This is a genomic window from Pseudoclavibacter endophyticus, from assembly GCF_008831085.1.
Classification (GTDB): domain Bacteria; phylum Actinomycetota; class Actinomycetes; order Actinomycetales; family Microbacteriaceae; genus Pseudoclavibacter; species Pseudoclavibacter endophyticus.
The window spans coordinates 1,605,494-1,630,618 of record NZ_WBJY01000001.1; the positions used below are offsets into that span (position 1 = coordinate 1,605,494).

The window sequence follows — 25,125 nt, forward strand, 5'->3', positions numbered from 1 at the left end:
GAACGCCTCAGTGGCCGTCACCGAGGCCGCCGGTGAGCCGGGCGTAAAACGCGGAGGTGTACTCGTTCATGCCAACGAACTCCACGGCCTTGCCGTGCACCGCGTACTTCGTCTCGATGGCATCGAGCGCAGCCACGGTCGAGGCGTCCCAGACGTGTGACCGGGTCAAGTCGATGACGACCCTCTCCGGGTCTTCGACGTACTCGAACATCGTGGTCAGGTCGTTGCTCGAAGCGAACAAGAGTTGCCCCTCGACCGTGTAGTGCGCGACCGGGGCGCCCTGGCGGTCCCTGACCTCGCGCTTCACGCTGATCAGGTGAGCGACGCGGCGCACGAACATCACGCTCGCGACGAACACGCCGACGATGACCCCGATGGCGAGGTTGTGGGTTGCGACGACCACGGCGACCGTGACGATCATGACGGTCGTCTCGCTCTTGGGCATCCGCTTCAGCGTGGAGGGCCTGATGGAATGCCAGTCGAACGTGGCGACCGACACCATGATCATCACCGCGACAAGAGCCGCCATGGGGATAATCGCGACGACGTCGCCGAGGACGACGATGAGGATCAACAGGAACACGCCTGCGAGGAACGTCGAGATGCGGGTGCGCGCGCCCGATGCCTTGACGTTGATCATGGTCTGCCCGATCATCGCGCACCCGCCCATGCCGCCGAAGAGCCCGGAGACGAGGTTCGCCACGCCCTGACCCCAGCCTTCGCGAGTCTTGTTGGAGCGAGTATCGGTGACGTCATCGACGAGTTTGGCCGTCATGAGCGACTCCATGAGTCCGACAAGCGCCATGGCCAGCGCGTACGGACCGATGATCGACAGGGTCTCCAACGTCAAGGGAACATTGGGGATGAACAGCTCGGGAAGGCTCCGCGGCAGCTCGCCCTTGTCGCCGACCGCGGGCACGTTGATCGTGAACACCACCACAGCGAGGGTGACGAGCACGATCGACACCAGCGGAGCCGGGACGACCTTCGTGAGCCTGGGCATCCCGATCATGATCAGGAGGCCCACCGCGACCAGCGGATAGACCATCCAGGGCACACCGATGAGTTCGGGCACCTGCGCCATGAAGATCAGGATCGCCAGGGCGTTGACGAAGCCGACCATCACGCTGCGCGGGACGAACCGCATGAGCTTCGCAACGCCGAACAGCGCGAGCGCGATCTGCAGCAGACCGGCCAGCAGCACCGTCGCGATGAAGTAGTCCATCCCGTACTCGCGGACTACGGGCGCGACGACCAGCGCGACCGCGCCCGTGGCTGCGGTGATCATCGCCGGACGTCCGCCGACGAACGCGATCGTGATCGCCATGATGAACGACGAGAAGAGCCCGACCTTCGGGTCGACGCCGGCGATGATCGAGAACGAGATCGCCTCGGGGATCAGGGCGAGGGCCACGACGAGGCCGGCGAGGACTTCGCGGGTAAGGATGCGCGGGGACTTCAGGGCGGTCAGTACCGAGGGCTCGGGCCGATATCGGTTTCGGTCGTCCGCGGTCGCCTTCGTCATGAACAGGCCTCCAAGAGTCAGGGATGGGTATGACACCATCGAGCCGCGTGCGCGCATTCCGTCACGCGCCTGTCGTCGCACTCGGGAGTGCGAAAGGCGGAGGTGGCCCGCGAGGACATGCGGGTTCGCCGGTAGACTCTAACGTAGCGTGAGGGTTTCGGTGAACTGGGAGAGGGATGCGCCGTGCCAGCAGCCGGGATGATGCACATAGGAGAGCTCGCCGAGCGGACGGGCCTGTCGCTGCGGACGATCCGTCACTACGACGAGATCGGCTTGCTCACACCGTCCGGACGCTCCCAGGGCGGCTTCCGTCTCTACACCGAAGGCGACTACGAGCGCCTCATGCTCATCCGCCGAATGAAACCCCTCGGGTACTCACTCGAGCAATCAGCCGACCTGTTGCGAGCGATCGACTCGACAGCCGAGGCGGTGACCGGAGATGCGGCAGCTGCAGCCGATGCCCGGCAATCGCTGCAGGACTTCCGTGCAGACGCCGCACAGCGGCGGGCCACACTGGCCCGTCAGCTGGCGATGGCCGACGAGTTCCTCGCCCTGCTCGCCGACCGCTCAGGCGCGCCGCCCGAGGAGTTGCCGCCCACGGCGGCGTCATGAGGCGACATCCACGTCGTTCGCAAGTCGCCTCGTTATGGTCGATCCGTGCGCCCCATTTGCGGCGTCACCCCTGATCAGTCTGAGCATGAGGTTCGGAGGAACACATGACCAACATCGGCGACACCGGTGACGACCCCATCAACGAGGCACTCGCCCGTGAAGCGGCCTCCCATGAAGAGGCCGTGCACGACGCGGTCACGCTTGACGCCTCGTCGACGAGCGATCCCGTCGCGGATCCCGGCGACATGAGCGCTGATCGGCCGGACACCCCGCCCGTCAAGACCGAGCCGACGGATTGACCGCGTACGCAGCTCGGCGCGACGGCTACGTCGACCTGGCGTCGTACGCGCCCATCGGTGACGGCCGCACGGTCGCACTCGTCGCGCACGACGGCGCCATCGACTGGTTCCCGCTGCCCGACCTCGACTCGCCGCCGGTCTTTGCCCGCCTGTTGGACGCCGAAGGCGGCGGATACATAGAACTGCAGCCCGTCGACGACTTCGAGGTTGAACGCGCGTACATCCCGGGGACCCCGTTGTTGCAGACCACCTTCACGACCGCGACGGGCGCCGTGCGCGTGACCGATTCGCTCAACGTCGGTTCGACGGGCGCACTGCCGTGGACGGAGCTCGCCCGTCGTATCGAGAGTCTCGACGGCGCAGTGGACATGCACTGGTCGGTGACTCCGGGGACCATGCTCGGCACCGCATCGCCATGGGTGCATGAGAGCCCGCACGGGCCCGTGATCAGCGTCGCCGAGTACTCGATCGGCGTGCGCAGCAATCGTGCCATGGAGCGTAGATCCAACGGGCAACGACGGATCAGTGGCCGCTTCACGGCGCGGGATGGAAGCGACGACGTCGTCGCCGTCGTGGCGACCTGGAACGAGCCGCTCCGGATGCCCCAGGTCGAAAGCGTGCGAAAGAACCTCGAACTCACGCGCGAACACTGGCGTCGATGGTCGGAGCTGCTGCAGTACGAGGGGCCGTACCGGGACGACGTGCATCGATCGGCGCTCATCCTGAAGCTGCTCGAACACGGCCCGTCGGGTTCGATCGCGGCAGCGGCAACCACGTCCCTGCCCGAGAACCCGGAGGGCCGCAAGAACTACGACTACCGGTTCGCATGGTTGCGCGACGCGTCGTATGCCCTCACGGCGCTGATCTGGCTCGGTGAGCAGGAGGACGTGCACGCTGCCGTCTCGTGGCTGCTACGGCTCACGCGGAGGCAGAGCCCGAAGCTCCACGTCCTCAACCGGCTCCACGGCGACGTGCCCCCGTCTGCCGTGCGCACCTTCGACGTTCCGGGCTGGCGCGGCATCGGCCCGGTCGTCGCCGGCAACGAGGCTTCCGACCAATTGCAACTCGGGGTGTATCGCGACATCTTCGACATGGTCCGCGCGTACTCGGACAGCGGGAACATCATCGACGCCGCAACGGGCCGAATGCTCGCCGACCTCGCCGACACGCTATGCGACCTGTGGCGGCGTCGCGACGCGGGCATGTGGGAGTTGCCGGAGCAGCGTCACTACACGAGCTCGAAGATGGCGTGCTGGGACGCGCTCGACTGCGCCGTCGCGCTCGCGGAATCGGGAACGATCGAGGGGAACACCGCGCGGTGGAAGGAGGAGCGCGACGCCATCCGCGAGTTCATCGAACACGAATGCTGGTCATCGGATCGACAGGCGTATACGTGGTACGCGGGATCGGATGAGCTCGACACGTCCGTCGTGCTGCACGCGATGACGGGGTACGAGCGCGGAGCGCGCATGAGCTCGACGCTCGACGCGCTGCGCGACGAACTCGGCCGAGGCCCACTGTTCTACCGGTACAGCGGCATGGAGCACGAGGAGAGTGCGTTCGTCGCGTGCTCGTTCTGGATGGTCGCGGCACTCGCATCGGTCGGCCGGATGAGCGAGGCGCGCTCGCTCATGGACGAGGCGTTAGCTCTGAGCAACGATGTCGGCTCGCTCGCCGAGATGGTCGACCCGGAGAGCGGTGCCTTCATGGGCAACCTTCCGCAGGCGCTCAGCCACCTGGCCCTGCTGACGGCCGCGCTCGCCCTTGTTGAGGAGTCCGACGAACGCACCCCCTAACGTAGACGGGACCCCATTCACCCCTCACGGAAGAGTTCCCCATGCCTCGTCTCACCATCGGACTCGGTGTTGTCCTCATCGTCATCGGCATCATCGCGTACATCGCGACAGCATTCGCGAGCTGGACGGCCTTGATTCCGGCCATTCTCGGCGTCGTCCTGCTCATCTGCGGTGTCATCGCCGTCAAGCGACCACGTGGCGGCCTCTACGCCGCACTCGTCATCGCGGTGCTTGGCATCCTCGGGACCGCCATGAACGTCGCGCAGATCGGCGACCTGCTCGCGGGGGACGCTGAACGGCCCGCCGCGGTGATCACGAGTGTCATCACCTTCGTCCTGCTGATCGCCTACGTCGTCATCGGTGTCACGTCGATCATCCGCGGTCGGCGGCACAGGGCCGTCACGGCCTGAGCGCGCACGGCGGTACGCGAGGCCGGCCGTGGATTCGACGGCCGGCCTCGCCCTCAGCCGACCGGTTCCGCGACCGTCGACGGCTCATCCAGCACCAACCCCGATCGCTCGCGGAACGTGTCACCCTCGTAGTCCTCGCGGAAGTACCCTCGCTCCTGCAGCACCGGCACGAGCAGGTCGAACATCCTGTGCATGCCCTCCGGCACGCTCGGCGGGTTGAAATTGAAGCCGTCGCAGGCGCCCGCCTCGAACCACTCGATCATCGAGTCGGCGATGCGGTCGGGCGTGTCGACCATGACGCGGTGACCGACGGCCCGGGAGACGTGCACCATGAGCTCGCCGAGCGTCATCTCCTGTGACAGATCGCGGAAGAGCTTCCACCGCTCCATGCGCTGTGGCCCGTCGATCAACCGCTCGAGCGGAATGCGCTCGGTCAGTTCGAGGTCGGCGACCGAAACATCGAGCAGCCGCTCGACGACCTCCCGCCCGCCAGGCTCGTAGATGCAGTTCGCGAGCTCATCCGCGAACTCCTGCGCCTCGGCCTTCGTGCGGCCGGTGATCGGCATGATGCCGGGAAGAATGCGAACGCCATCGGGATTGCGCCCCTTGGCGGCGACCCGCTGCCGGTAGTCGGTGCGAAACGCTATCGCGGCATCCAGCTCGGGTTGCACCGTGTAGATGAGGTCGGCGTACGACGAACCGAGCTCGATGCCTGCCGCCGACTGGCCGGCCTGCACGACGACTGGGCGCTCCTGCGGCGACCGGGGGATCGACAACGGTCCCTTGACGCGGAAGTGCTCACCGACGTGGTCGATCTCGCGCACGCGATCCGGATCGACCCAGCGTGCCGTCTCGCGGTCGCAGATGATGGCGTCGCGATCCCAGCTGTCCCACAGTTGCAGCACGACGTCGACGAACTCCATCGCCCGCTCGTAGCGCTGCTCCGGCAGCGGCATCTGCTCGCGTCCGAAGTTCTCGTTGCCGTTGATCGATGTCACGACGTTCCATCCGATGCGGCCGCCGCTGAGCTGGTCGAGCGCGGCGAATTGCCGCGCGACCTGAAACGGTTCCGACCAGGTCGTCGACATCGTGCCGATCATGCCGATCTTCTCGGTGCTACCGATGAGGGCGCCCATCGTGGCGATCGGTTCGTAGAACGACGCGCCACGCACGGCGTTCTTGCGAATGGCGCCGGAAGCGACGTTGTCGGCGAAGAACACGGCGTCGAGCTTCGCGCGTTCGGCAGCCTGGGCCATCTCGGCCACGACCTTCAGCGAGCCCACCTGCTCGGCGACGCTCGACGGGTGGCGCCAGGCATCGTTGTGGTACCCGAAGCCGATCGTGAACATGGTGAGTGTCAGTTGGCGCGGGCGCGACGGTGACATGAATGCCGTCCTCTCCATCGAAGATCGTCACGCGCCTCGAGATGGGCGCGTCGCACGGCTCACCATCGCGCGGCGATCTCAGCGTGGCAATCGAGGTTTCGTCGGGCGGAACTGCCGGTCGGCGCCACTCGGGGTGCCGGCGAGCGACGGTTCGCGCTCGGGGCGTGCGACGATTGGTGGGTGACCACGGAGGCGCCGGACTTCGGGAGACTGCTGCGCGAGCGGCTCGCGCGCGCGGAGGCCGTGGCGTCACAGATCGAGGCGCAGCTCGTCGGGCTCGGCGACCTTCGCGACCCGAATACCGACGACGAGCACGATCCGGATGGAGCACCCGTCTCGGGGGAGTGGTCGCGGCTCGCCGGCATGCGGCTGGACAATCGCTTCGAGCGCACCGAGATCCTTGCGGCCATCGATCGCCTCGAGCGTGACGCGTTCGGCATCTGCGAAGCGTGCGGGCGCCCGATCGCGGAAGCGCGGCTCCGTGCGAGGCCGGTCGCCCGTACGTGCGTCGACTGCGCCGCCTAGCCGAGAACGCGGACCCGCCGGCCACATGGCGCGACGGGTTCCGAGGCCCGCATCCAGCGCTGCGACCGACGCCGCAATGAAGCGTTCGATCGAGTCCGGCAGGATGGTGATATGACGACGCTGCAGCACGTGCTCGACACCATCGAATCCCTCTGGCCCGCGAGGCGTGCCGAGGCGTGGGACTCGGTGGGCCTCGTCACGGGCGACCCTGACGCGCCGATCGAGCGGGTGCTGCTCGCCGTCGACGCCGTCGACGAAACCATTGGCGAAGCCCTCGACACCGGAGCGGAGCTCCTGCTGACGCATCACCCCCTCTTGCTGCGCGGCGTGACGACCGTGGCTGAGACGACGTACAAGGGACGCGTGCTCGCACGACTGATCCGCGGCGGATGCGCGCTGGTCGCGGCGCACACGAACGCCGACGTCGTCGAGCGAGGGACCTCGGGTGAACTCGCCCGGCGCCTTCGGCTCACGAACCAGCGGCCGATTGTGCCGGCGCGCGACGAGCCCGAGCTGGGTCTCGGGCGCGTCGGCGACCTGCCGGAGCCGACGACGCTCGGTCAGCTCGCGGGCGCGCTCGCGCGCATCCTCCCCGCGACGGCGACCGGCATCCGCGCCGCTGGCGAGTACCAGGCAGAGGTTCGACGCGTTGCGCTGTGCGGGGGAGCGGGCGACTCGCTGCTCGCCGACGGCGCCGTGCTCGGCGCCGACGTCTACATCACGAGCGACCTGCGCCACCATCCGGCCTCCGAGGCGATCGAGCAGGCACGCCTGCGTGGCGGGCGCCCGTTCCTCATCGACACCTCGCACTGGGCGAGCGAATGGTTGTGGCTCGAGGCGGCGGCGGCGCAACTGCGAGACGCGCATCCGGCCCTCGAAGTCACGGTGAGCGAGCGCAGCACCGACCCCTGGGACTTCGCGATTCCGCAATAGTCCCGGTCACTGGATGCTCGTGCCTCGGCCCGCGGCTCCGCTCGGCGTGCGCGTCGTGGCGGCGTGCAGCAGAATGGAGCGACTATGAGAGCATCCCCCGAAATCCAGCGCCGACTGCTCGACCTCGCCGAGCTCGACGCCCGCCGCACCAGGCTGCAGCACCGGGCCAACACCATGCCAGAGCAGCAGCAGCTCAAGGGGATGGAGCAGGCACGCGTCGAGCACCGCGCCTGGGTCGCCCGCGCGACCGGCGCGCTCGAAGACGCCCGCGCCGAGCTGAAGCGCGTGCAAGACGACACGATGCTCGTCGAGCAGCGGCTGGAACGCGATCGCCAACGGCAGTCGACGTCGTCGTCGGTGAAAGACGTGCAAGGGCTGGAATCCGAGATCGAGACCCTGCTGCGCCGCCGGGCGCTGTTGGATGACGCGCAGCTCGAGGTCATGCAGCGCGTCGAAGACGCCGAGCGGGAGCTCGAGCGCGCGACCTCGGCGCAGGCGGCCGTCGAGCTGGACGCCGAACAGCTCGTGACGCGGCGCGACGCCGCACGGGCCGAGCTGCAGGCCGAGGCCAAGGTGATCGCCGGTGCGCGCAAAGCTCTCCTGCCCGGGCTCCCCGCCGAGCTCGTCGAGCTGTATGAGCGGCAGCGAGAACGCTACGGGGTCGGTGCGGCGGAACTCGTGGGGCAGGTGACGACGGGCTCGAACGTGACGCTCGACGCCGCCGATGTCGCCCGGATTCTCGCGGCCTCGCCCGACGAGGTGCTGCTGTGCCCCGATTCGAACGCCATTCTCGTGCGGACCCAGCGAAGCGCGTCGACGGCCGGGGCTCGAGCCGACGACGCCTAGACCGAGTAGACTGGGCGGTCGATGAACGGGCCGGCCAGACGGTCGCGTCGCCGGTCGGTTCGCCGCCGGTGCCGAGGAACGTCCGGGCTCCACAGGGCAGGACGGTGGGTAACGCCCACCCGGGGCAACCCGCGAGCCAGTGCAACAGAAAGCAGACCGCCCGCTTCGCGCGGGTAAGGGTGAAAGGGTGCGGTAAGAGCGCACCGGGCGCCTGGTGACAGGCGTCGCACGGTAAACCTCGTCCGGAGCAAGGTCAGACAGGAGACGACGACGCTGCCCGCCGAGTCTCCGGGTAGACCGCTAGAGGCGCGCGGCAACGCGCGCCCGAGAGAGATGGCCGTCACGGATTCGTCCGTACAGAACCCGGCGTACCGGCCGACCCGTTCATCGGTTCTCGACGGCTACTCCCAGCCGTCGGACGCGAGCCGCGCGGCGCCGGCGATACCGGCGTTGTTGCGCAGCTTGGCCGCGACGAGCGGTGTCGTCACGTCGACGAAGTGCAGGAACTCGTCGGCGCGCTTCGAGACACCGCCGGAGACGACGAACAGGTCGGGCGAAAACAGCTGTTCGAGCTTGCGGTAGTAGGGAACGAGCCGCGCGGCCCAGTCCTCGAAGCCGAGGTCCTCGCGCTCACGAACCTTGGCCGATGCGTATCGCTCGTAGTCGGCGTGCCCGTCGAGTTCGAGGTGACCGAGCTCGGTGTTGGGAAACAGCTGGCCGTTGTGCACGAGCGCACTCCCAATGCCCGTGCCGAGGGTCGTCACGATGACCGTGTCCGTGCGTCCCTTCGCGGCGCCGTAGACCACCTCTGCGTAGCCGGCGGCGTCGGCATCGTTCATGATCGAGACGGTGCCGCCGAGCTCGTCGGCGAACAGCGCCGCGGCGTCGAGCCCGATCCAGTCGGGCGAGATGTTCGCGGCCGTCGACGTGACGCCGTGGCGGACGACCGATGGCAGGCAGACGCCGACGCGGAGGTGGCGGGCTTTCATGTCGAGCTCGCTCAGAATTGACGCGCGCACCTGTTGGACTGCGGCGACGATATCGACGGGCGATCCGCCCTTCGGCGTCGTCTCCTTATGGCGCGCCGTGACGAGCTCGCCCGTGCGGACATCGACCGCGCCGCCCTTGATGCCCGTGCCACCGACGTCGATGCCGATGGCGAGATGTTCAGACCGATGCGCAGGAGTCTTCGCCATGCGTCGAGCCTAGCCAGGTTCCCGCTCCGCCGGCGAAGCGTCGCCGGCGCTCGCCGACGCCGAATCCGCGGGCCACGGGGATCCGTTGCCTGCCCGGTCGATCAGCCGCGCGAGGAGATCGGTGAGTGTCCGGAATTCGTCCGGCGTCAGGGTCTGCTCCACGAGCCGCTGGCCGCGCATCGAAACCGGGAGCATCTGGTCGTGCAGCCGGGCCCCTTCGTCGGTGAGGTAGAGGTGCTTCGAACGACGTGCGCCGTCCACGGACACCACGTACCCGCCTCGCGCGAGCGCGTTGGCGCTGCGCGACACCTCGCCCTTGTCGATCAGCACCGTCGCGGCGATGCGGGCCGCGGTCGTACCGGGCCGCCTGGCGACGGCCGAAAGCACGCGCCAGTCGGTGATGCTGTGCCCGAATCGCCGGCGAAGCGACCGCGCCTCCGTGGTTGCGAAGATGTTCGCGAGCATGGCCAGCAGCCGTGGGGCGAACGTCGCCTCGTCGATGACGTTCGTCAGCGGGGCGGGGATCGCTCCCTCGGGAATCTGAGCTGGGCCCATGGCGCTCCTTTCCGGCGGGTCTTTCGCAGAGTGAAAACAGTGTTGGGTTCCCAACTTACAGTGGCGCAGGATGGGCCGCCAGGGAACCCCGCTCAATGACGAGTCAGGAGTCGACCATGCGACACACCATTGATCTGCCCACATCCGCACCGCGCCGCACCGGGCGCCTTCGTTCCCCGGGCGCCGTCTCGCTCGCCGCTGTCCTCGCCCTTTGCGGCTGCGCCGGGGATGGCGGAACGGGAGACCTCGACGAGATGGTCTTCCTCAGCTATCTCCCGCTCGAAACCCTCTCGCTGGCCCCGGAGATGCTCGCCTACGCCGGCGGGTACTTCGAAGAGGAGGGGCTCGAAGTCACGCTCGAGCCCGTCAACGGCTCGCCCGTCGCGATCCAGTCGCTCATCGGTGGCAGCGGACACGTCACGCGAGCCGGCGGGATCGATGTCCTCAGCGTCTCGTCCGAGGGCCATACCCTCGTCAACATCGGCACGCTCGAGCGCGGGGGCGGCTTCCGCATCGTCTCCGCGGAGAGCGACGCAATCGAATCCATCGATGACCTCCCCGGCACGACGATCGGCGTCGGGTCCGAGGGAGGGACCAGCACCAAGACCCTGGATCTTGCACTCGAAGCGGCCGGGTACTCGGCTGAGGACGTCGCCCGGCAGGCGGTTCCCGTCACGGCGGCCACCTTCGCGCTCGTCGAACAGGGCCGGATCGACGGGTACATGCTCGGCATCGACACGGCGGTCCTCGTCACGGCGCAGAACGAGGATGCCATCTCGAGTCCCGCGGGCCTCACCGCCCCGCCGGACGTCCAGTCGTACGTCACCACCCCAGAGCAGATCGAGAACAATCCCGACCAGATCGAACGGTTCATGCGCGCGATCGCGAAGGCGACGCAGTTCATCATCGAGGACGAGGACCTCTCCGAGACCCTCGACATCATTCGCACGGAGTTCAGCTTCGACGCGCTCGACAACGACGAGGTGGCCGTTGAAGCGCTCGACTTGTATCGCCAGGTCTGGGTGGGGGATGGGTCCCACGGCATCCTCGAGCAGGACCACGACCGCTGGCAAGAGGCATACGACGTCATGGTCGACGCCGAGCTCGCGACAGCGGGCGGCGACCCCGAAAGCTGGATCACCGACGAATTCGTTCCCTTGCCCTGAGCGGCGAACGAGACCGACCGCGACGGAAGAGGCGAACATGGAACTCGATGGCAAGGTCGCCATCATCACCGGTGGGGCGAGCGGGATCGGGCGCGCGAGCGTCTCGACATTCCTCCGCGAGGGAGCACGCGTCGTGATCGCCGACATCAACCTCGAGGGGGCCAGGACGGTCGTCGTCGAGGAGGAGGCCGCCGGATTCGCCGGACGCGTCGTCGCGGTTCGCACAGACGTGGGCTCCTGGGATGACGTGCGGGCCATGGTCGCGGCAGCGGTCGACGCTTTCGGCCGGCTCGACGTGATCTTCAACAACGCCGGCATCCCCGGCGGCTATCCGATTCTGGAACAAGAGCCGGACGCGCACTATTACCCGATCATGCGCGTCGATCTCGACGGCGTGTACTTCGGCATCCTCGCTGCGGCCCGCCAGTTCGCGGCGCAGGGGACGCCGGGAGTCATCATCAACACGTCGTCGATCTACGGCCAGTCAGCGGGCGAGCGGGCGCTCGTCTACGGCGCCGCCAAGGCTGGGGTCATCTCGTTGACCCGTTCGGCCGCGCTCGAACTCGCCGAGCACGACATCCGCGTCGTCGCCATCACCCCGGGGCGCGCCAACACCCCGATCATCGCGCGCTTCTCCGAAGAGCTGACCGAGTTCATGGCGAAGGAACAGCTGCGCGGCCGCCTCACCGAGCCGTCCGAGATCGGCGAGGTCGTCGCCTTCCTCGCGTCCGACCGCGCCAACGCGATCAACGGCACGGTCGTGAGCGTCGACGACGGCTACATCGCGTTCAAGAACCGGCTCCCGCTCGGGCCGGTGCGTGAGCCCTGACGCTCAGAGCCCCCAGTCGTCACCGGATGCGAGGGTGAGCACCTCCGCGCCGTGCTCTCGCACGACGATCGTGTGCTCCCACTGCGCCGTTCTCGAGCCGTCGGCCGTGACGACCGTCCAGTCGTCATCCCACAGTGTCCACTCGTGACCGCCCCCGATCGTCAGCATCGGCTCGATCGTGAACACCATGCCGACCTCGATCGTGTCGCGCTGCTGATCGCTGTCGTAGTGCGGGATGACGAGTCCGGAGTGGAAGGGCTTGCCGACGCCGTGGCCCGTGTAGTCGCGTACGACGCCGTACCCGAAGCGCTTGGCGTACTTCTCGATCACGCGACCGATCACGTTCACCTCCCGGCCGGGCTTCACCGCCTTGATGCCTCGGCGAAGCGCCTCTCGCGTGCGTTCGACCAGCAGCCGGCTCTCGTCGTCGACCTCTCCCACGAGGTACATGCGGTTGGTGTCGCCGTGAACCCCGTCGACGAACGCGGTGCAGTCCACGTTGAGGATGTCACCGTCATCGAGCACCGTGTCGTCCGGGATGCCGTGGCATACGACCTCATTGAGCGATGTGCAGATCGCCTTGGGGAAGCCGCGATAGCCGAGGCACGACGGGTAGGCGCCCCGCTCGACGAGGAAGTCATGCGCGATGGCGTCGAGCTCGTCGGTCGTGACGCCCGGCGCGACGAACTGCTCCAGGTGGGCGAGCGCCGCCGCGGCGATCGACCCGGCCCGCCCGATGCGTTCGATGTCGTCCTCCGCGTAGACATCGCCACCCGACCATGGTTCGGGAGCGGGACGGCCGACATAGTGCGGGCGGGCGATCGAGGCCGGGACGGGGCGCTGCGGGGTCACAGTTCCGGGAGTGAGCAGCCCCGTTGAAGGGTTTTTGGGCATACCCTCAACTCTATGACCGAGCAGCACGACCGCGAGACCTCGACGTCCTACTGGTACAACACGCGCACCGGCGAGGTCGAGCATGGCAAACAGTCGATCGCGAGCGACCTCGTCGGCCCGTTCGCGACTGCCGCCGAGGCGTCACGCGCGCCGGAGCGCCTCCAGGAGAACGCCCGCCGCTGGGCGGAGGAAGAAGCCGAGAACGACGACTGAGTCGATCGCCCGCCGGCGGCCGGCTCGCCGTTTCACCCGCTTCGCGCGTTGAGAGGGCTGGGACCTCTCACCTCGGCTACACCAAGGACGTCAACCGGTTGTACTCCACCGGCGTCATCGATCGGCAGTCGCTCACCCAGAGAGACCTGACCGGCTTCATCGCGCCGTTCAGACGCGCACGGCGTGCTCGATGAAGTCGAGCATCGTCGCCGTCATCGGCACGAGGTCGAGCGTCTCGTCGGATGCCCATCGGTCGAGCACGTCGTTCTTCGCGGCACCAATCAGTTGGGCGACCTCGTAGACGTCAAAGGCCCGGAACTGTCCCTGTGCCTGGCCCCGTCGCAGCAGGTCGGCAAGCGCCTCGGTTTCGTCGCTCGAGACGTTCTCGAACGCCCGGATGAAGGCCGGTTCGCGGTGATTGGACATGACCTCCACCATCGCGCGGAACTCGACGCGTCGCGAGGAGAAGAACTCCAGTTCGGCGCTGAGCTGCGCGCGCAGACGCGCCGCGGGAGACATCTCGCTGGGCACGCCGGCCGTGATGTGCAGGACGCACTCCTCGAAAAGGGTCAGCGCCACCCGGCGCAAGATCTCGTCCTTGCTCGCGAAGTGATAGGTGATGACGCCTTTGCTGACCCCCGCACGCTGCGCGATGCGACCGACGGACGCGGCGGCGTAGCCGACTTCGGACAGCACCTCGGCTGCCGCCCGCTCGATCTGGTTCCGTCGCGCGCGCCCGCCGACGGTGCCGCGACCCTCCGTGGTCGAATCCCCGTTTGTACGCACGTACTAACTCTAGTACGGTCGGACGAACTCTACGAGTGGAGGGTGAGCGTGTCGAAGGAAGCGAGCATTGACGCAGGCCGGGGGACTCGGTTCGTGAAGCTCATCGTCTTCTCCGTCCTCATCACCCTGACCGCCGGCCTGCTGTTCGTGGTCGTCAACGACCCCTTATTCGGGTTCAGCCCGTTTGCGAGCGAATTCACGAACCGGATGCTGAACTATCAGCTCAGCGCCCTACCGGTGGCAGGGCTCGCCCTGCTCCTGACGTTCCTGTTCGCGGGGAGGGGCCGGCTTCGCTACCTCAGTCTCAAGCGCACCGGTGCGATGCGCCCTTTCTTCGCGCAACGAGGCGGAGGGCGGTGGGAATCCGACGGCTGGTTCCTCGGCCTCATTATGGTCGCGATCGTCGGAACGGTCACGTACTTCCAGTTCCTTCCGGGCGGGTTCACCTTTCACTGGGCCCACATCGCACTGGTGCTCCCGTTCGCGGCGATGAATGCCTTCACGGAAGAGGCGATCTTCCGGCTGCCGTTCGTCACCATGGGCGAGAACGCTACGAACTCACGGACATACGGGCTCGTCATGAGCTCGGTCGTGTTCGGTGTCTATCACTACTGGGGAATCGCGCCGAACGGACTCGCTGGCGCCTTCATGTCGGCTTTCCTCGGGTTCGTCTTGGCGAAGTCCATGCAGGAGACGGGAGGGTCCTTCTGGGCGTTTGCGATCCATATGGCACTCGACGTCCCCATACTGACTTTTGCGCTCAACCAGACGCCGTCGCCATAACGCCGAGGACGCAACACGATCCACTCGCCTGCGAGCGCGTCATTCCGACAGCCGGACGGAAGCGCAACACGCACGCTGCTCCAATGCGATCACGCGTCACGCAGCATCGTGATGCGGGCGGACATGATCGCCCGTCGGCGGCCGAGTGGGGCGGGTCGGCCGTCCCGTCGTCGACCGCCTAGGCGTTCGGGGCGTCGGTGAACGACTCCCGCTCATTCGGGAAACCGCCCGACCGCACCTCGTCGCGGTAGGTGGTCGCCGCCTGCAGCAACGTTTCGCGTACATTCGCGAACATGCGCACGAACGACGGAATGCGGCCGGCGCTCATGCCGAACGCGTCGGTCCACACCAGGATCTGCCCGTCACATCCCGCACCCGCCCCGATGCCGATCGTCGCGATCTCGAGCTTCGCCGTCACCTGCGCCGCGATCTCCGCGGGGACCATCTCGAGCACGACGGCGAACGCGCCGGCCTCCTGCACCGCGAGTGCGTCCGCCATGAGCTTCGCGGCCCCGTCGTCACCACGCCCCTGCACGACGTGGCCGCCGAGTCCGTGCTCGGCCTGCGGCGTGTAGCCGATGTGGCCCATAACGGGAATGCCGGCATCGACGATGCGCCTGATGACGGCTGCGCTGCGTTCGCCGCCCTCGAGCTTGATCGCGGTGACGCCGGTCTCCTTCATGAACCGAACGGCCGTATCGAGCGCCTGCTCGGGGCCCCGCTCGTAGCTCCCGAACGGCAGGTCCGCGACGACGCAAGCGCGGGTGGCGCCCCGCGTGACCGCTTTGGCGAGGGGGATGAGCTCGTCCATCGAAACGGGCAGGGTCGAGTCGTAGCCATACACGACGTTGGCGGCCGAGTCGCCGACGAGCAGCAGGTCGATACCGGCCTCATCGAAGATCTGCGCCGAGATGACGTCGTAGGCCGTCAGCGCGGTGATCTTCTCGCCCGCCGCCTTCGCGCGGGCGAAATGACGGATTCGGACGCGCTTTCGCGGTGCGGATTCTGACATGTGCGCAAGTCTAGGCGCGCCCGTCCAGCGCGGAACCGCCGCCGACCACTAGCCTGGACTGATCGGGCGGCGCTGCGTGCTGCCCGCAGGACAGCGGTAGCCCGCGCGAGAGCTTGAGGAGCGACGTGAACAAGCAGCAGGACTTCGTTCTCCGGACGATCGAGGATCGCGGCATCAAGTTCATCCGGCTGTGGTTCACGGACGTGGTCGGCACGCTCAAATCCGTCGCCATCGCGCCCGCCGAGGTCGAGGGCGCCTTCAACGAGGGCATCGGGTTCGACGGCTCCGCGGTGGAGGGCTTCACACGTCGCACCGAGGCCGACATGCTGGCGCATCCGGACCCCACCACCTTCCAGGTGCTGCCGTGGCGCGGCGAGATCGATCCGACGGCACGCATGTTCTGCGATCTTTCGACGCCAAACGGTGAGCCGTCGGTCTCCGACCCCCGCAACGTGCTGCGGCGGGCCCTTGACCGGGCGGCCGACAAGGGGTTCACGTACTACCTCCACCCGGAGATCGAATTCTCGCTCTTCGAATCGGCCGACCACGGGCCCGACGGGCCCGTTCCCGTCGATACGGCCGGCTACTTCGACAACGTGCCGGGCGGCACGGCCCATGACTTCCGCCGCCGCGCCGTTCGCATTCTCGAAGACATCGGCATCTCGGTCGAATACAGCCACCACGAATCCGGGCCCGGCCAGAACGAGATCGACCTCCGTTACGCCGACGCCATCGCGACCGCCGACAACGTGATGACCTTCCGCACCGTCATCAAGGAGGTCGCCATTGAGCAGGGCGTGCACGCGACATTCATGCCGAAGCCGGTGTGGGGCCAGCCGGGCAACGGCATGCACACGCACATGTCGCTGTTCGAGGGCGACACGAACGCGTTTTACGAGGCTGGTGCCGAGTATCAGCTCTCCAGGATCGGTCGGCAGTTCATGGCCGGCCTGCTGACGCACGCGGCCGAGATCACGGCTGTGACGAACCAGTTCGTGAACTCGTACAAGCGGCTCTGGGGTGGCGATGAGGCGCCGAGCTACATCTGCTGGGGGCACAACAACTCGTCGGCGCTCGTGCGCGTGCCGCTCTACAAGCCCCACAAGGGCGGATCGGCGCGAATCGAGTTCCGCTCCCTCGACTCTGCCGCGAACCCCTACCTCGCTTACGCCGTGCTGCTCAACGCCGGCCTCAAGGGCATCGAGGAGGGTTACGAGCTGCCGCCAGAGGTCGAGGCAGACATCCGCGACCTCTCGCCGCGCGAGCGCAGCGTGCTCGGCTACCAGCCGCTGCCGGGCTCGCTCGAGGCGGCCATCGATCTGATGGAACGCTCGGAGCTCGTCGCCGAGACGCTCGGCGAGCAGGTCTTTCGGTACTTCCTCGACAACAAGCGCGCCGAATGGGACCACTACCGTTCGCAGGTCACGCCCTACGAACTGCGCACGGGCCTTCGCACCCTCTGAGTCGGGACGGTCGACCGATGAAGCGGGGTGGGCCGCGCACCGCACTCATTCGGGCAGGTTTCGCCGAGCCGTCGACGGCGGAGCAGCACGTCACGGAGGCGGCGGTCGCGCTCGGACGCGACGCGGGCGAGCTCATCGAGCTCGTGGGCGCGCGCGTCGCTGACCCCGACCAGGCCGTCGAGCAGCTCGCTCGCATCCTGCGCGACGGGAGCGCCGAGGCCGCCTCCGTCCTCGCCGACCTCGACGTCGTTCGCAGCGCGCTCGTGCTGCTCGGGGCCTCGAGCGGCCTCGCCGACTTCTTCCATCGGCATCCCCGCGCGCTGCTCGATGCCCACGAGGCACGCGACGGCCTTGCGCCGTCGGCGAGACTCGCCCCGAGGCTCGCCGAGGCCGTCACCGTTCCCTCCGACGCGGCCGAATCGTCCGCACCGCTCAGTTCCGGGCGACGCGACCGCGCACCAACCCTTTCGGGGGCGGATGCTCGAAACGCCCTTCGCATCTGCTATCGCACCGAGCTCGCGAAGATCGCCGCGTACGATCTGTGGCGCGATGACCCGGTCGCGGCCGTCCCGGACGTCGCCAACGCGCTCGCCGCCCTCGCTGGTGCCGCCTTCGACGCCGCCCTCGCCGTCGCGCACACCGAACTCACGTCGCCCGCTGCGGGCTTCGGGCGGTTCGCCGCGAACGAGGTCGCCGAGGTGCGATTCGCGGTGATCGGCATGGGCAAGGCGGGCGCAGAGGAGCTCAACTATCTCTCCGACGTCGATGTCATGTTCGTCGTCGAAGCGAACGACGGCGGGAACGTCTCGACGAGCCGGTCGATCGAGATCGGCACCCGCCTCGCGGCGGCTGCCATGCGCGTTATCGACGACGTCGACGTTGAGCCGGCGCTGTGGGATATCGACGCAAACCTCCGCCCGGAGGGGAAAGACGGTGCGCTCGTGCGCACCGTCGACTCGTACGTCCAGTACTACGAGCGGTGGGCCAAGAACTGGGAGTTCCAGGCCCTCTTGAAGGCGAGGCCGATTGCCGGCGATCTCGAGCTGGGACGACGATTCGTCGATCGGATCGCGCCCTACGTGTGGGCGAGCGCATCGCGGTCGGATTTCGTCGGCCAGGCGCGGGCGATGCGCGAACGCGTGACTGAGAACATCCCTCGCGACGAGGTCGATCAGCAGCTCAAGCTCGGGCCGGGGGGGCTTCGCGACATCGAGTTCACGGTGCAGCTGCTGCAGCTGACGCACGGGCAACGCGATGTCACGTTGCGGGTGCGCGGCACGCTCGAGGCACTCGAGCGGCTGCGCGACGGCGGCTACATCGGCGTCGAGCCCGCCGAGCGATTCGCCGCCGACTATCGGTTTCTGCGGCTGCTCGAGCACCGCGTGCAACTGCGCCGCCTTCGCCGCACGCACCTCATGCCGCGCGACGCGGCCAGCCTTCGTGCCCTCGCAAGAGCCACCGGGTTCCACGACGGCGCCGCACTCACCTCGCAGTGGCAAGCCGTGAAGGTGCGGGTGCGGGGACTGCACGAGCAGGTCTTCTACGCCCCGCTCATTCAGGCCGTCGCGGCCTTGCCGAGCGATCACTTCGTGCTCACGAGCGAGCAGGCCCTCGAGCGGCTTCGTGCCGTCGGCTATCGCGACCCGAAGGGCGCCCTCGCGCATCTCCAGGCGCTCATCAGAGGAGTGTCGCGGCGTGCGCAGTTGCAGCGCAATCTCCTGCCGGTGCTCCTCGATTGGTTCGCGCAGGGCGCCGACCCCGACCAGGGGCTCCTGGCTTTCCGGCGCCTCAGCGAGCAACTGGGCGAAGCGCCCTGGTACCTGCGCACGCTGCGCGACAGTCAAACCGCGGCACAGCACCTCACGACGCTGCTGTCCGGCTCGAAGTTCGCCGCCGTGTTCTTCGAGCTGCATCCGGAAGCCGTCAAATGGCTCGATGGCGACCGCCATTTGCAGCCGCGCCCCATCGACGTGATGATCGATGAGATGCGCGAGACCGTGCGCCGACACGATGACGAGGGGGAGCTACGGCGAGCCATCCGCACGTTTCGCCGGCGCGAGGTGCTCCGTCTCGCCATCGGCGCCATCCTGCAGATCAACGACATCGAGGCGACGGGGCGGGCGCTCGCAGACGTGGCGACCGTCACACTCCGCGGCGCCTATCTCGCGGTGCTCGGGCTCGACGGCGCGGGCACTTACCCGCCGTTCGCGATCATCGCCGTGGGGCGATACGGGGGTGCAGAGCTGGGGTTCGGCTCCGACCTCGACGTGCTCTACGTCTACGACACCGGCGAAGACGGTCCGGCCAGCGAGGACGCCTCGCGGGCGGCGAAGCGCCTCGTGAACCGGATCGGGGAACTCCTCACCGATCCGCGGCTACCGCTCGACCTCGATGCCGACCTCCGACCGGAGGGAAAGTCGGGCCCGCTCGTGCGGTCGCTCGCGGCATACCGCGCTTACTACGAGAAGTGGTCGCTCGGGTGGGAGGCGCAGGCCCTCCTTCGCGCGCGCGATGTGGTCGGTGACGCCGACCTGCGCGCCCGGTTCATCGAGATCGCCGACCGCACTCGGTACCCTCGCGGGCTCTCAGCCGACGACGTGCGAGAGATCCGCCGCATCAAGGCGCGTGTTGAGTCGGAGCGGCTGCCGCGCGGCGCGGACCCGGCCCGACACTTGAAGCTCGGCCGCGGCTCGCTGAGCGATGTGGAATGGCTTGTGCAGTTGTTGCAGCTGCAGCACGCGCACGACCACCCGACGCTCCGAACGACCTCGACGATCGGCGCGCTCGAGGCGGCGTGCGATGCCGGGCTCATCGACGCCGACGATACCTCGGCGCTGCGGCAGGCGTGGACGCTCGCCTCGCGCGTTCGATCGGCGGTCTACTTGCACGGCAACCGGCAGTCGGACGTGCTGCCGACCGAGGGAGAGCAACTCGACGGGGTCAATCGGCTGCTCGGGCACGAGCCCGGTCAGGCGCAGCAACTGGAAGAGCTCTACCTCGCGACGACCCGCCGCGCCCGTTGGATCTTCGAGCGGCACTTCTACGGCGAACACGAGCAGGCCGACGACCCGCGGTGAGGCCCGTCGAGCCGGTCATGTCGCGCTGCCGCCCTTAGTCGACCCGCAGCTCGCCCATACGGTCCCACCCGTCGCCCTCGACGGTGCGGCTGATGATGTGCGGCGTCGTCGCGAGCAGCGGCTTCATGTGGACCATGGCCTGCTTGAAGTGGTCGGAGTTCACGTGCGCGGCGGCCCCGTCGTCGTCGAACGCCTCGACCAGGGTGAACACGTTCGGCTCCTCGAGCGACCGGTTCCACTCGAACCACTTGTTGCCGGGCTCGGCGCGCGTGGCCTCGGTGAAGTCGCGGACCAGCTCGGGGAACGTGTCGGTGTACTCGGGCTTGGTCTCGAACTTGACGACGATCAGAATCATGGTGACTTCCTTCCAGGTTGTGCGGTTCGCCGGGGTTCCCGTTCGCGAGCGCGATGGACACGGGCGCCCAACGGCGAGTCATCGTCGTCCAGGGTAGTTGTGCGTTCGCGCGGGGACGGCGAGCCGGAAACGACGAACGCCCAGCCCCCTGACCTTCTGCGGGAGCTGGGCGTCGACGCCGATGTGCCGAACTACACGCCGAAATACAGTTCGTACTCGTAGGGGTGCGGGCGCTGCGCGAGCGGCTGCACCTCGTTCTCGTTCTTGTAGTCGATCCACGTCTCGATCAGGTCGGTCGTGAAGACGTTGCCCTGCGTGAGGTAGTCGTGGTCGGCCTCCAGTGCGGCGAGCGCCGCCGGCAGGCTCGTCGCGAGCTGCGGGATGCTCTTGGCCTCCTCCGGGGGCAGCTCGTAGAGGTCCTTGTCGATGGGCTCGTGGGGTTCGATGCGGTTGTTGATGCCGTCGAGACCCGCCATGAGCTGCGCCGCGAAGGCCAGATAGGGGTTCGACGAGGCATCTGGCGCGCGGAACTCGATGCGCTTCGCCTTGGGGTTCGAGCCCGTGATCGGGATGCGGATGGCCGCCGATCGGTTGCCCGCGGAATACACGAGATTGATGGGCGCCTCGAAGCCCTTCACGAGACGGTGGTAAGAGTTGGCCGTCGGATTCGTGAACGCCGCGAGCGAGTTGGCGTGCGCCAGGATGCCGCCGATGTACCAGCGCGCGACGTCCGACAGCGAGCCGTAACCGGCCTCGTCGTAGAACAGCGGCTCGCCGCCCTTCCACAGCGACTGGTGCGTGTGCATGCCGGAGCCGTTGTCGTTGTAGAGCGGCTTCGGCATGAACGTGGCGACCTTGCCGAACTGGTCGGCGACGTTCTTGACGATGTACTTAAACTTCAGGATGTCGTCGGCCGCGTGCACGAGCGTGTCGAAGCGGTAGTTGATCTCTGCCTGGCCACCCGTGCCCACCTCGTGGTGCGCTCGCTCGAGCTCGAGCCCGGCGTTCATGAGCTCGACCGAGATCGCGTCGCGCAGATCGGCATGCTTGTCGACCGGCGGGACGGGGAAGTAGCCGCCCTTGTAGGCGGTTTTGTTTCCCAGGTTGCCGCCGTCCTCGACTCGGCCCGTGTTCCAGGCGCCCTCTTCCGAGTCGACGTAGTAGAAGCTGTGCTGCGAGGTCACGTCGTAACGCACGTCGTCGAACACGTAGAACTCGGCCTCGGGCGCGAAGAACGCGGTGTCGGCCACGCCGGTCGATGCGAGGAACTTCTCCGCCTTCTTCGCGACCTGACGCGGGTCGCGGTGGTAGATCTCGCCCGTGCGGGGGTTGTAGATGTCGAAAACCATGACGAGCGTCTTCTCGGCGCGGAACGGGTCGAGGTACGCCGTCGTCACGTCGGGGATGAGCTGCATGTCGGACTCGTGGATGTTCGCAAACCCGCGAATCGAAGAACCGTCGAAGAGCTGACCGATCGAGAAGAACTCCTCGTCGACCGTCCTCGCGGGGATGTTGAAGTGCTGCTGCACGCCGGGGAGATCGGTGAAGCGAATGTCGAGGAAGGTGACGTTCTCGTCCCTGATGAACGCGAGTACCTCGGACGGGTCTTTGAACATTGGATCTCCTGATCGGTCGTGTCTTCGGGAGGTCGGCGCTGCCGCTCGCGAACGCAGTCGCGCACGGCTTGCGGGCGCCGCACCGCAGACACACTATGGAGTGGCTGTTGCTCCGTCGTGACTGCAATGTTTCGGCGATGTTACCTGGGGCCTCGAGGCCGAGGCGCCCGCCGCGCAACAACCTGCCGTTACGATCGGTGGATGCCCGCAGCATCCGCCGATTTCGCGAAGCCCGAGAACAACAAGTATCCCGGATACCGGCTCGGATTCCCCGAAGAGGGCCGCGGATCGATGGCCGGCTTCTGGCGCCGCCTCGGAGGTCTGGTGGTGGACTGGGCCAGCGCGCTCGGGATCGGCAACGCGCTCTTCGGCGGCGAAGCCATCGCCATCTCGGCGATCTTCCTCGTGCTCACGGCCGTGTCGATCATCATGTTCGGCGGCAGCCTCGGTCATCTGGTGTTCGGCATGCAGGTCACGACGCTGGCCGGGGAGCAGCCTGGCTGGTGGCGCCCCGCCGTGCGGCAGCTCCTGCTGATACTCGTGTTGCCGGCGATCGTATGGGACAGCGACAACCGCGGGGGACACGACATCGTCTCCGGGCTCGCACTTCGCGCGCGCCGGTGATGCGGGGCGACGCACACCTCTCGTGACGGCGGCCCGCCGCTTCGTCGCGGATGCGGCGGGCGCGCCAACGTCTCGCGTTGGGTCAGCGCAGATGCGCGCGCGAGGGCCGGATGCGGTTGGGGTCAATCCCCTTCGGGATCGGCAGTGACGAGCTCGGCATGGCGCGGAGGCGGTTCGATACCGCGAGGATCTCGGTCTTCTGCAGCTTCTTCGGCAGCTTGCGCATGCTGCGCCGGAGCTTGAGCAGGGGCGTCTGGCCCTCACCGTTGCCGACGTGGATGTGGATGATGTCGACGTTCGGCACGATGCGCTGCACGCGCCGACGCTCGTCGCCGACGAGCCGCTTGCAGACGTTGGGGTTGCCCTCGGAAACGAGCACGATGCCCGGCTTGCCGACGGCCCGGAACACGGCATCCTGCGTCTTGGCGTTAAACGCGACCGGGGTGTCGCTCGTCTGCCACCTGCCGCGCAGGGAGGACGTGAGGACGGCGCCGGCGGCGCCGGGCTTGCCCTCGAGCTGTGAGAAGGCGACTTTCTCAGCGCGCCAGTTGAGCGTGTACATCGCGAGCAGCAGGCCCACCATGACGCCGAGCACGATCGAGATGATCCACATGAGCGGATTGCCCGGATCGACGAGCAGTACGACGCCGACCGAGACCAGGACGGGCACGACGAACGCGCCGATCAGCAGCCAGAGCGAAGTCTTGTCGTACTTCACGGTCATGCGAAGCACTTGCCAGATCTGCCTGAAGCGACCTGGTTCCTTCTGGGCACCCGAGGTGGAAGATTGAGACATAGTGTCGTTCAGGATACCGGCTCGGCGGTGTTCGCCGGGAGCCTGTTGACACCGAGGTCGTCCACAGCCGCCGATCGGGGAGTGGCCGCGGTGGCGACGTCTCGCGCAAACTCGGCAGCATGGCCGAAGCGGGGATCGAGGGCGGGCGGGATGCTGCCGGAGCCGTGCGGAGGCTGGTCGCGGCGATCGTGGCGCGCGGCGGCCACGCGACCTCGCTTACGCGGCGCGGTGACGGCTCGATCAGCGCGGCCGCGCTCGCCGCCTCGAGGGGGCCACTGCGTCCGGGCGAGGCGGTGACCCTGCTGGCTCCCGTCGCGGAAACCCTGGCGATTGCGCACGCGCTCGGTGTGGCCCATGGCGCCGTTTCACTCGAGGCCATCGTCGTCGATCCCAGCGGCAAGCCGATGCTCGGCGGTTGGCAGCACGTGGTGCGGCTCGCCCGGCCGTCGCGCCGGGCCCCCAGGCGGCTCCTCCGGCGGCGAGCCCCCCTCGATGCGCGGAGCTCCGACACGCACGCCCTGGCCGCGGCCCTGCGTGAGGTGTTGGGCACCGGGGCGGCGCACGATCATTCGTTCGCGACGGGAACCGAGGTCGAACGCGTCACCGCCGCCGCGATCCCGAGCACGGGCGAAGCGCCGACCGCTCGCCGGGCCACGGAGTCGTCATCGCCGGCACAGGCCTTCGCCGAGGCGCTGTATGCCTGGTCGGTCCCCGAGCCGCTCGATCTCATCGGCGGCGCCGGGGGTTCGGGCAGTGCCGGGCATCGGTACGAGCCCTCGGCATCTGCGGGTCTCGCATCCGCCGGAGAGAGATGGTCGCAACGGGGCGTGCTCGGTGCGCTCCGACGCCGGCCGCTTCTTGGGGCCGTCGCAGCGGTCTGCGCCGCAGCGCTCGCCGCAGTCGTGCTCGTCGACGGTGCTCACGATGCGAGCCCGGAGGCACCGGGGGCGCACCCGGGAGCGCGCAGCGCCAGCGACGAAGCTCGCGGCGACGGCGCGGTTGCAGACGAGGCCGCGGCCGGCGGCGGGGGTGGGCACTCCGCCACGCCGATCGAGGGCACGACCGAGATCGACGACCCGCTCGCGGCCGCCACGGCCCTGCTCGACGCACGAAACTCGTGCGCCCTTTCGCGCGATGAAACGTGTCTCATGGCGCTGTACGCCGGCGACGCTCCCGGGCTCGAGGTCGACCTCGCCATCATCGATCATCCTGCGCCGCCGATATCGGCGCACACGCGCGGCTGCGCGGTGGCCGATCGGAACGGAAACGTGGCGCTCATCGTCTGCGCCGAGCCGAGCGGGGCGCCTCAGACGTCGCCGACCGAGGCCGGCATGCCGCCGGAATCGGGAACGACCGCGACCATCGTGTGGGCCGGCACCTGCTGGCTGCTACGCGAACTGGAAACCCGGTGACACGAACGCCAACAGGG

At 67.9% G+C, this 25,125-nt stretch carries 25 protein-coding genes and 1 other RNA gene; 16 read left to right on the forward strand and 10 right to left on the reverse strand.

From position 1 onward, the window contains the following. Nucleotides 1-7: 7 nt before the first annotated feature. Nucleotides 8-1,525 (reverse strand): SulP family inorganic anion transporter, encoded by a 1,518-nt coding sequence (locus F8O04_RS07190; protein ID WP_158028576.1) that lies wholly within the window; start codon nucleotides 1,523-1,525, stop codon nucleotides 8-10. 183 nt (nucleotides 1,526-1,708) lie between these two features. On the opposite strand from F8O04_RS07190, the gene F8O04_RS07195 reads away from it, so the two are divergent. The 4 genes from F8O04_RS07195 to F8O04_RS07210 all read left to right on the forward strand — a co-directional run bounded on the left by F8O04_RS07195 (nucleotide 1,709) and on the right by F8O04_RS07210 (nucleotide 4,642). Next, nucleotides 1,709-2,137, forward strand: a complete 429-nt coding sequence (locus F8O04_RS07195) for a MerR family transcriptional regulator (RefSeq protein ID WP_158028577.1) — start codon at nucleotides 1,709-1,711, stop codon at nucleotides 2,135-2,137. Between the two features lie 104 nt (nucleotides 2,138-2,241). After that, entirely contained in the window at nucleotides 2,242-2,436 is a 195-nt protein-coding gene (locus F8O04_RS07200) for a hypothetical protein (RefSeq protein WP_158028578.1), read from the forward strand. After that, on the forward strand, nucleotides 2,433-4,232 hold the full coding sequence (locus F8O04_RS07205; protein ID WP_158028579.1) for a glycoside hydrolase family 15 protein: 1,800 nt from the start codon (nucleotides 2,433-2,435) through the stop codon (nucleotides 4,230-4,232). Before F8O04_RS07200 ends, F8O04_RS07205 begins: the two co-directional genes overlap by 4 nt. A gap of 41 nt (nucleotides 4,233-4,273) precedes the next feature. Next, nucleotides 4,274-4,642: a cytochrome d ubiquinol oxidase subunit II gene (locus tag F8O04_RS07210; protein ID WP_158028580.1), complete on the forward strand. Its 369-nt coding sequence runs from the start codon at nucleotides 4,274-4,276 to the stop codon at nucleotides 4,640-4,642. Nucleotides 4,643-4,695: 53 nt separating this feature from the next. Here the strand turns inward: F8O04_RS07210 and F8O04_RS07215 are convergent, their stop codons facing one another. Then, on the reverse strand, nucleotides 4,696-6,027 hold the full coding sequence (locus tag F8O04_RS07215; protein WP_188726222.1) for an NtaA/DmoA family FMN-dependent monooxygenase: 1,332 nt from the start codon (nucleotides 6,025-6,027) through the stop codon (nucleotides 4,696-4,698). Between the two features lie 180 nt (nucleotides 6,028-6,207). On the opposite strand from F8O04_RS07215, the gene F8O04_RS07220 reads away from it, so the two are divergent. The 4 genes from F8O04_RS07220 (at nucleotide 6,208) to rnpB (ending at nucleotide 8,718) form a co-directional block, all read left to right on the forward strand. Then, the gene (locus F8O04_RS07220; protein ID WP_158028582.1) at nucleotides 6,208-6,552 is read left to right on the forward strand and encodes a TraR/DksA family transcriptional regulator; all 345 of its coding nucleotides are present in this window, start codon (nucleotides 6,208-6,210) and stop codon (nucleotides 6,550-6,552) included. 111 nt (nucleotides 6,553-6,663) lie between these two features. Next, nucleotides 6,664-7,485, forward strand: coding sequence for a Nif3-like dinuclear metal center hexameric protein (locus tag F8O04_RS07225; protein WP_158028583.1), 822 nt, complete (start codon nucleotides 6,664-6,666; stop codon nucleotides 7,483-7,485). An 84-nt stretch (nucleotides 7,486-7,569) separates the two neighbouring features. Next, on the forward strand, nucleotides 7,570-8,331 hold the full coding sequence (locus F8O04_RS07230) for a zinc ribbon domain-containing protein (protein ID WP_158028584.1): 762 nt from the start codon (nucleotides 7,570-7,572) through the stop codon (nucleotides 8,329-8,331). A 26-nt stretch (nucleotides 8,332-8,357) separates the two neighbouring features. Then, an RNA gene (rnpB, locus tag F8O04_RS07235) (RNase P RNA component class A) lies at nucleotides 8,358-8,718 on the forward strand. A gap of 14 nt (nucleotides 8,719-8,732) precedes the next feature. Here the strand turns inward: rnpB and ppgK are convergent. Beyond that, nucleotides 8,733-9,527, reverse strand: coding sequence for a polyphosphate--glucose phosphotransferase (gene ppgK / locus F8O04_RS07240; protein WP_158028585.1), 795 nt, complete (start codon nucleotides 9,525-9,527; stop codon nucleotides 8,733-8,735). Between the two features lie 9 nt (nucleotides 9,528-9,536). Continuing rightward, nucleotides 9,537-10,082: a MarR family winged helix-turn-helix transcriptional regulator gene (locus F8O04_RS07245; protein WP_188726221.1), complete on the reverse strand. Its 546-nt coding sequence runs from the start codon at nucleotides 10,080-10,082 to the stop codon at nucleotides 9,537-9,539. Nucleotides 10,083-10,198: 116 nt separating this feature from the next. Between F8O04_RS07245 and F8O04_RS07250 the strand changes: the two genes are divergently transcribed. After that, nucleotides 10,199-11,248, forward strand: coding sequence for an ABC transporter substrate-binding protein (locus F8O04_RS07250; RefSeq protein WP_188726220.1), 1,050 nt, complete (start codon nucleotides 10,199-10,201; stop codon nucleotides 11,246-11,248). A 37-nt stretch (nucleotides 11,249-11,285) separates the two neighbouring features. Beyond that, nucleotides 11,286-12,077: an SDR family NAD(P)-dependent oxidoreductase gene (locus tag F8O04_RS07255; protein WP_158028588.1), complete on the forward strand. Its 792-nt coding sequence runs from the start codon at nucleotides 11,286-11,288 to the stop codon at nucleotides 12,075-12,077. 3 nt (nucleotides 12,078-12,080) lie between these two features. On the opposite strand, the gene map is transcribed toward F8O04_RS07255, so the two are convergent. Further along, entirely contained in the window at nucleotides 12,081-12,971 is an 891-nt protein-coding gene (gene map / locus F8O04_RS07260; RefSeq protein WP_158028589.1) for a type I methionyl aminopeptidase, read from the reverse strand. Nucleotides 12,972-12,983: 12 nt separating this feature from the next. Here map and F8O04_RS07265 point away from each other — a divergent pair, with 12 nt between their 5' ends. Continuing rightward, entirely contained in the window at nucleotides 12,984-13,184 is a 201-nt protein-coding gene (locus F8O04_RS07265) for a hypothetical protein (protein ID WP_158028590.1), read from the forward strand. A gap of 168 nt (nucleotides 13,185-13,352) precedes the next feature. On the opposite strand, the gene F8O04_RS07270 is transcribed toward F8O04_RS07265, so the two are convergent. After that, the gene (locus F8O04_RS07270) at nucleotides 13,353-13,970 is read right to left on the reverse strand and encodes a TetR/AcrR family transcriptional regulator (RefSeq protein WP_158028591.1); all 618 of its coding nucleotides are present in this window, start codon (nucleotides 13,968-13,970) and stop codon (nucleotides 13,353-13,355) included. Between the two features lie 48 nt (nucleotides 13,971-14,018). Here F8O04_RS07270 and F8O04_RS07275 point away from each other — a divergent pair, with 48 nt between their 5' ends. Continuing rightward, complete coding sequence (locus F8O04_RS07275) at nucleotides 14,019-14,753, forward strand: CPBP family intramembrane glutamic endopeptidase (RefSeq protein ID WP_158028592.1); 735 nt, start codon at nucleotides 14,019-14,021, stop codon at nucleotides 14,751-14,753. Nucleotides 14,754-14,931: 178 nt separating this feature from the next. Here the strand turns inward: F8O04_RS07275 and panB are convergent, their stop codons facing one another. Then, a complete protein-coding gene (gene panB / locus F8O04_RS07280; RefSeq protein ID WP_158028593.1) occupies nucleotides 14,932-15,765 on the reverse strand; it encodes a 3-methyl-2-oxobutanoate hydroxymethyltransferase in 834 nt (277 codons plus the stop codon). 125 nt (nucleotides 15,766-15,890) lie between these two features. On the opposite strand from panB, the gene F8O04_RS07285 reads away from it, so the two are divergent. Together F8O04_RS07285 and F8O04_RS07290 are read left to right on the forward strand one after the other, a co-directional pair. Then, nucleotides 15,891-17,228, forward strand: a complete 1,338-nt coding sequence (locus F8O04_RS07285; RefSeq protein ID WP_158028594.1) for a glutamine synthetase family protein — start codon at nucleotides 15,891-15,893, stop codon at nucleotides 17,226-17,228. 17 nt (nucleotides 17,229-17,245) lie between these two features. Then, entirely contained in the window at nucleotides 17,246-20,305 is a 3,060-nt protein-coding gene (locus F8O04_RS07290) for a bifunctional [glutamine synthetase] adenylyltransferase/[glutamine synthetase]-adenylyl-L-tyrosine phosphorylase (protein ID WP_158028595.1), read from the forward strand. A gap of 34 nt (nucleotides 20,306-20,339) precedes the next feature. Here F8O04_RS07290 and F8O04_RS07295 read toward each other — a convergent pair whose 3' ends face one another. Both F8O04_RS07295 and glnA read right to left on the reverse strand, forming a co-directional pair. Beyond that, nucleotides 20,340-20,660 carry a putative quinol monooxygenase gene (locus F8O04_RS07295; RefSeq protein ID WP_158028596.1) on the reverse strand — a complete coding sequence of 107 codons (321 nt, stop codon included), beginning with the start codon at nucleotides 20,658-20,660 and terminating at the stop codon, nucleotides 20,340-20,342. Between the two features lie 191 nt (nucleotides 20,661-20,851). Further along, entirely contained in the window at nucleotides 20,852-22,276 is a 1,425-nt protein-coding gene (glnA, locus tag F8O04_RS07300; protein ID WP_158028597.1) for a type I glutamate--ammonia ligase, read from the reverse strand. A gap of 201 nt (nucleotides 22,277-22,477) precedes the next feature. Here glnA and F8O04_RS07305 point away from each other — a divergent pair, with 201 nt between their 5' ends. Next, nucleotides 22,478-22,900, forward strand: coding sequence for an RDD family protein (locus F8O04_RS07305; RefSeq protein ID WP_158028598.1), 423 nt, complete (start codon nucleotides 22,478-22,480; stop codon nucleotides 22,898-22,900). A gap of 82 nt (nucleotides 22,901-22,982) precedes the next feature. Here F8O04_RS07305 and F8O04_RS07310 read toward each other — a convergent pair whose 3' ends face one another. Next, entirely contained in the window at nucleotides 22,983-23,696 is a 714-nt protein-coding gene (locus F8O04_RS07310) for a DUF4191 domain-containing protein (RefSeq protein WP_158028599.1), read from the reverse strand. Nucleotides 23,697-23,815: 119 nt separating this feature from the next. Here F8O04_RS07310 and F8O04_RS07315 point away from each other — a divergent pair, with 119 nt between their 5' ends. Beyond that, nucleotides 23,816-25,108 carry a hypothetical protein gene (locus tag F8O04_RS07315; RefSeq protein WP_158028600.1) on the forward strand — a complete coding sequence of 431 codons (1,293 nt, stop codon included), beginning with the start codon at nucleotides 23,816-23,818 and terminating at the stop codon, nucleotides 25,106-25,108. Nucleotides 25,109-25,125: the final 17 nt, after the last annotated feature.

What these genes read in the sequence shown, in the direction of transcription:
- F8O04_RS07190 (WP_158028576.1), bottom strand. Translation starts at nt 1,525, where the DNA reads ATGACGAAGGCGACCGCGGACGACCGAAACCGATATCGGCCCGAGCCC.
- F8O04_RS07200 (WP_158028578.1), top strand. Translation starts at nt 2,242, where the DNA reads ATGACCAACATCGGCGACACCGGTGACGACCCCATCAACGAGGCACTC.
- F8O04_RS07210 (WP_158028580.1), top strand. Translation starts at nt 4,274, where the DNA reads ATGCCTCGTCTCACCATCGGACTCGGTGTTGTCCTCATCGTCATCGGC.
- F8O04_RS07215 (WP_188726222.1), bottom strand. Translation starts at nt 6,027, where the DNA reads ATGTCACCGTCGCGCCCGCGCCAACTGACACTCACCATGTTCACGATC.
- F8O04_RS07225 (WP_158028583.1), top strand. Translation starts at nt 6,664, where the DNA reads ATGACGACGCTGCAGCACGTGCTCGACACCATCGAATCCCTCTGGCCC.
- F8O04_RS07230 (WP_158028584.1), top strand. Translation starts at nt 7,570, where the DNA reads ATGAGAGCATCCCCCGAAATCCAGCGCCGACTGCTCGACCTCGCCGAG.
- ppgK (WP_158028585.1), bottom strand. Translation starts at nt 9,527, where the DNA reads ATGGCGAAGACTCCTGCGCATCGGTCTGAACATCTCGCCATCGGCATC.
- F8O04_RS07245 (WP_188726221.1), bottom strand. Translation starts at nt 10,082, where the DNA reads ATGGGCCCAGCTCAGATTCCCGAGGGAGCGATCCCCGCCCCGCTGACG.
- F8O04_RS07250 (WP_188726220.1), top strand. Translation starts at nt 10,199, where the DNA reads ATGCGACACACCATTGATCTGCCCACATCCGCACCGCGCCGCACCGGG.
- F8O04_RS07255 (WP_158028588.1), top strand. Translation starts at nt 11,286, where the DNA reads ATGGAACTCGATGGCAAGGTCGCCATCATCACCGGTGGGGCGAGCGGG.
- map (WP_158028589.1), bottom strand. Translation starts at nt 12,971, where the DNA reads ATGCCCAAAAACCCTTCAACGGGGCTGCTCACTCCCGGAACTGTGACC.
- F8O04_RS07265 (WP_158028590.1), top strand. Translation starts at nt 12,984, where the DNA reads ATGACCGAGCAGCACGACCGCGAGACCTCGACGTCCTACTGGTACAAC.
- panB (WP_158028593.1), bottom strand. Translation starts at nt 15,765, where the DNA reads ATGTCAGAATCCGCACCGCGAAAGCGCGTCCGAATCCGTCATTTCGCC.
- F8O04_RS07290 (WP_158028595.1), top strand. Translation starts at nt 17,246, where the DNA reads ATGAAGCGGGGTGGGCCGCGCACCGCACTCATTCGGGCAGGTTTCGCC.
- F8O04_RS07295 (WP_158028596.1), bottom strand. Translation starts at nt 20,660, where the DNA reads ATGATTCTGATCGTCGTCAAGTTCGAGACCAAGCCCGAGTACACCGAC.
- glnA (WP_158028597.1), bottom strand. Translation starts at nt 22,276, where the DNA reads ATGTTCAAAGACCCGTCCGAGGTACTCGCGTTCATCAGGGACGAGAAC.
- F8O04_RS07305 (WP_158028598.1), top strand. Translation starts at nt 22,478, where the DNA reads ATGCCCGCAGCATCCGCCGATTTCGCGAAGCCCGAGAACAACAAGTAT.
- F8O04_RS07310 (WP_158028599.1), bottom strand. Translation starts at nt 23,696, where the DNA reads ATGTCTCAATCTTCCACCTCGGGTGCCCAGAAGGAACCAGGTCGCTTC.
- F8O04_RS07315 (WP_158028600.1), top strand. Translation starts at nt 23,816, where the DNA reads ATGGCCGAAGCGGGGATCGAGGGCGGGCGGGATGCTGCCGGAGCCGTG.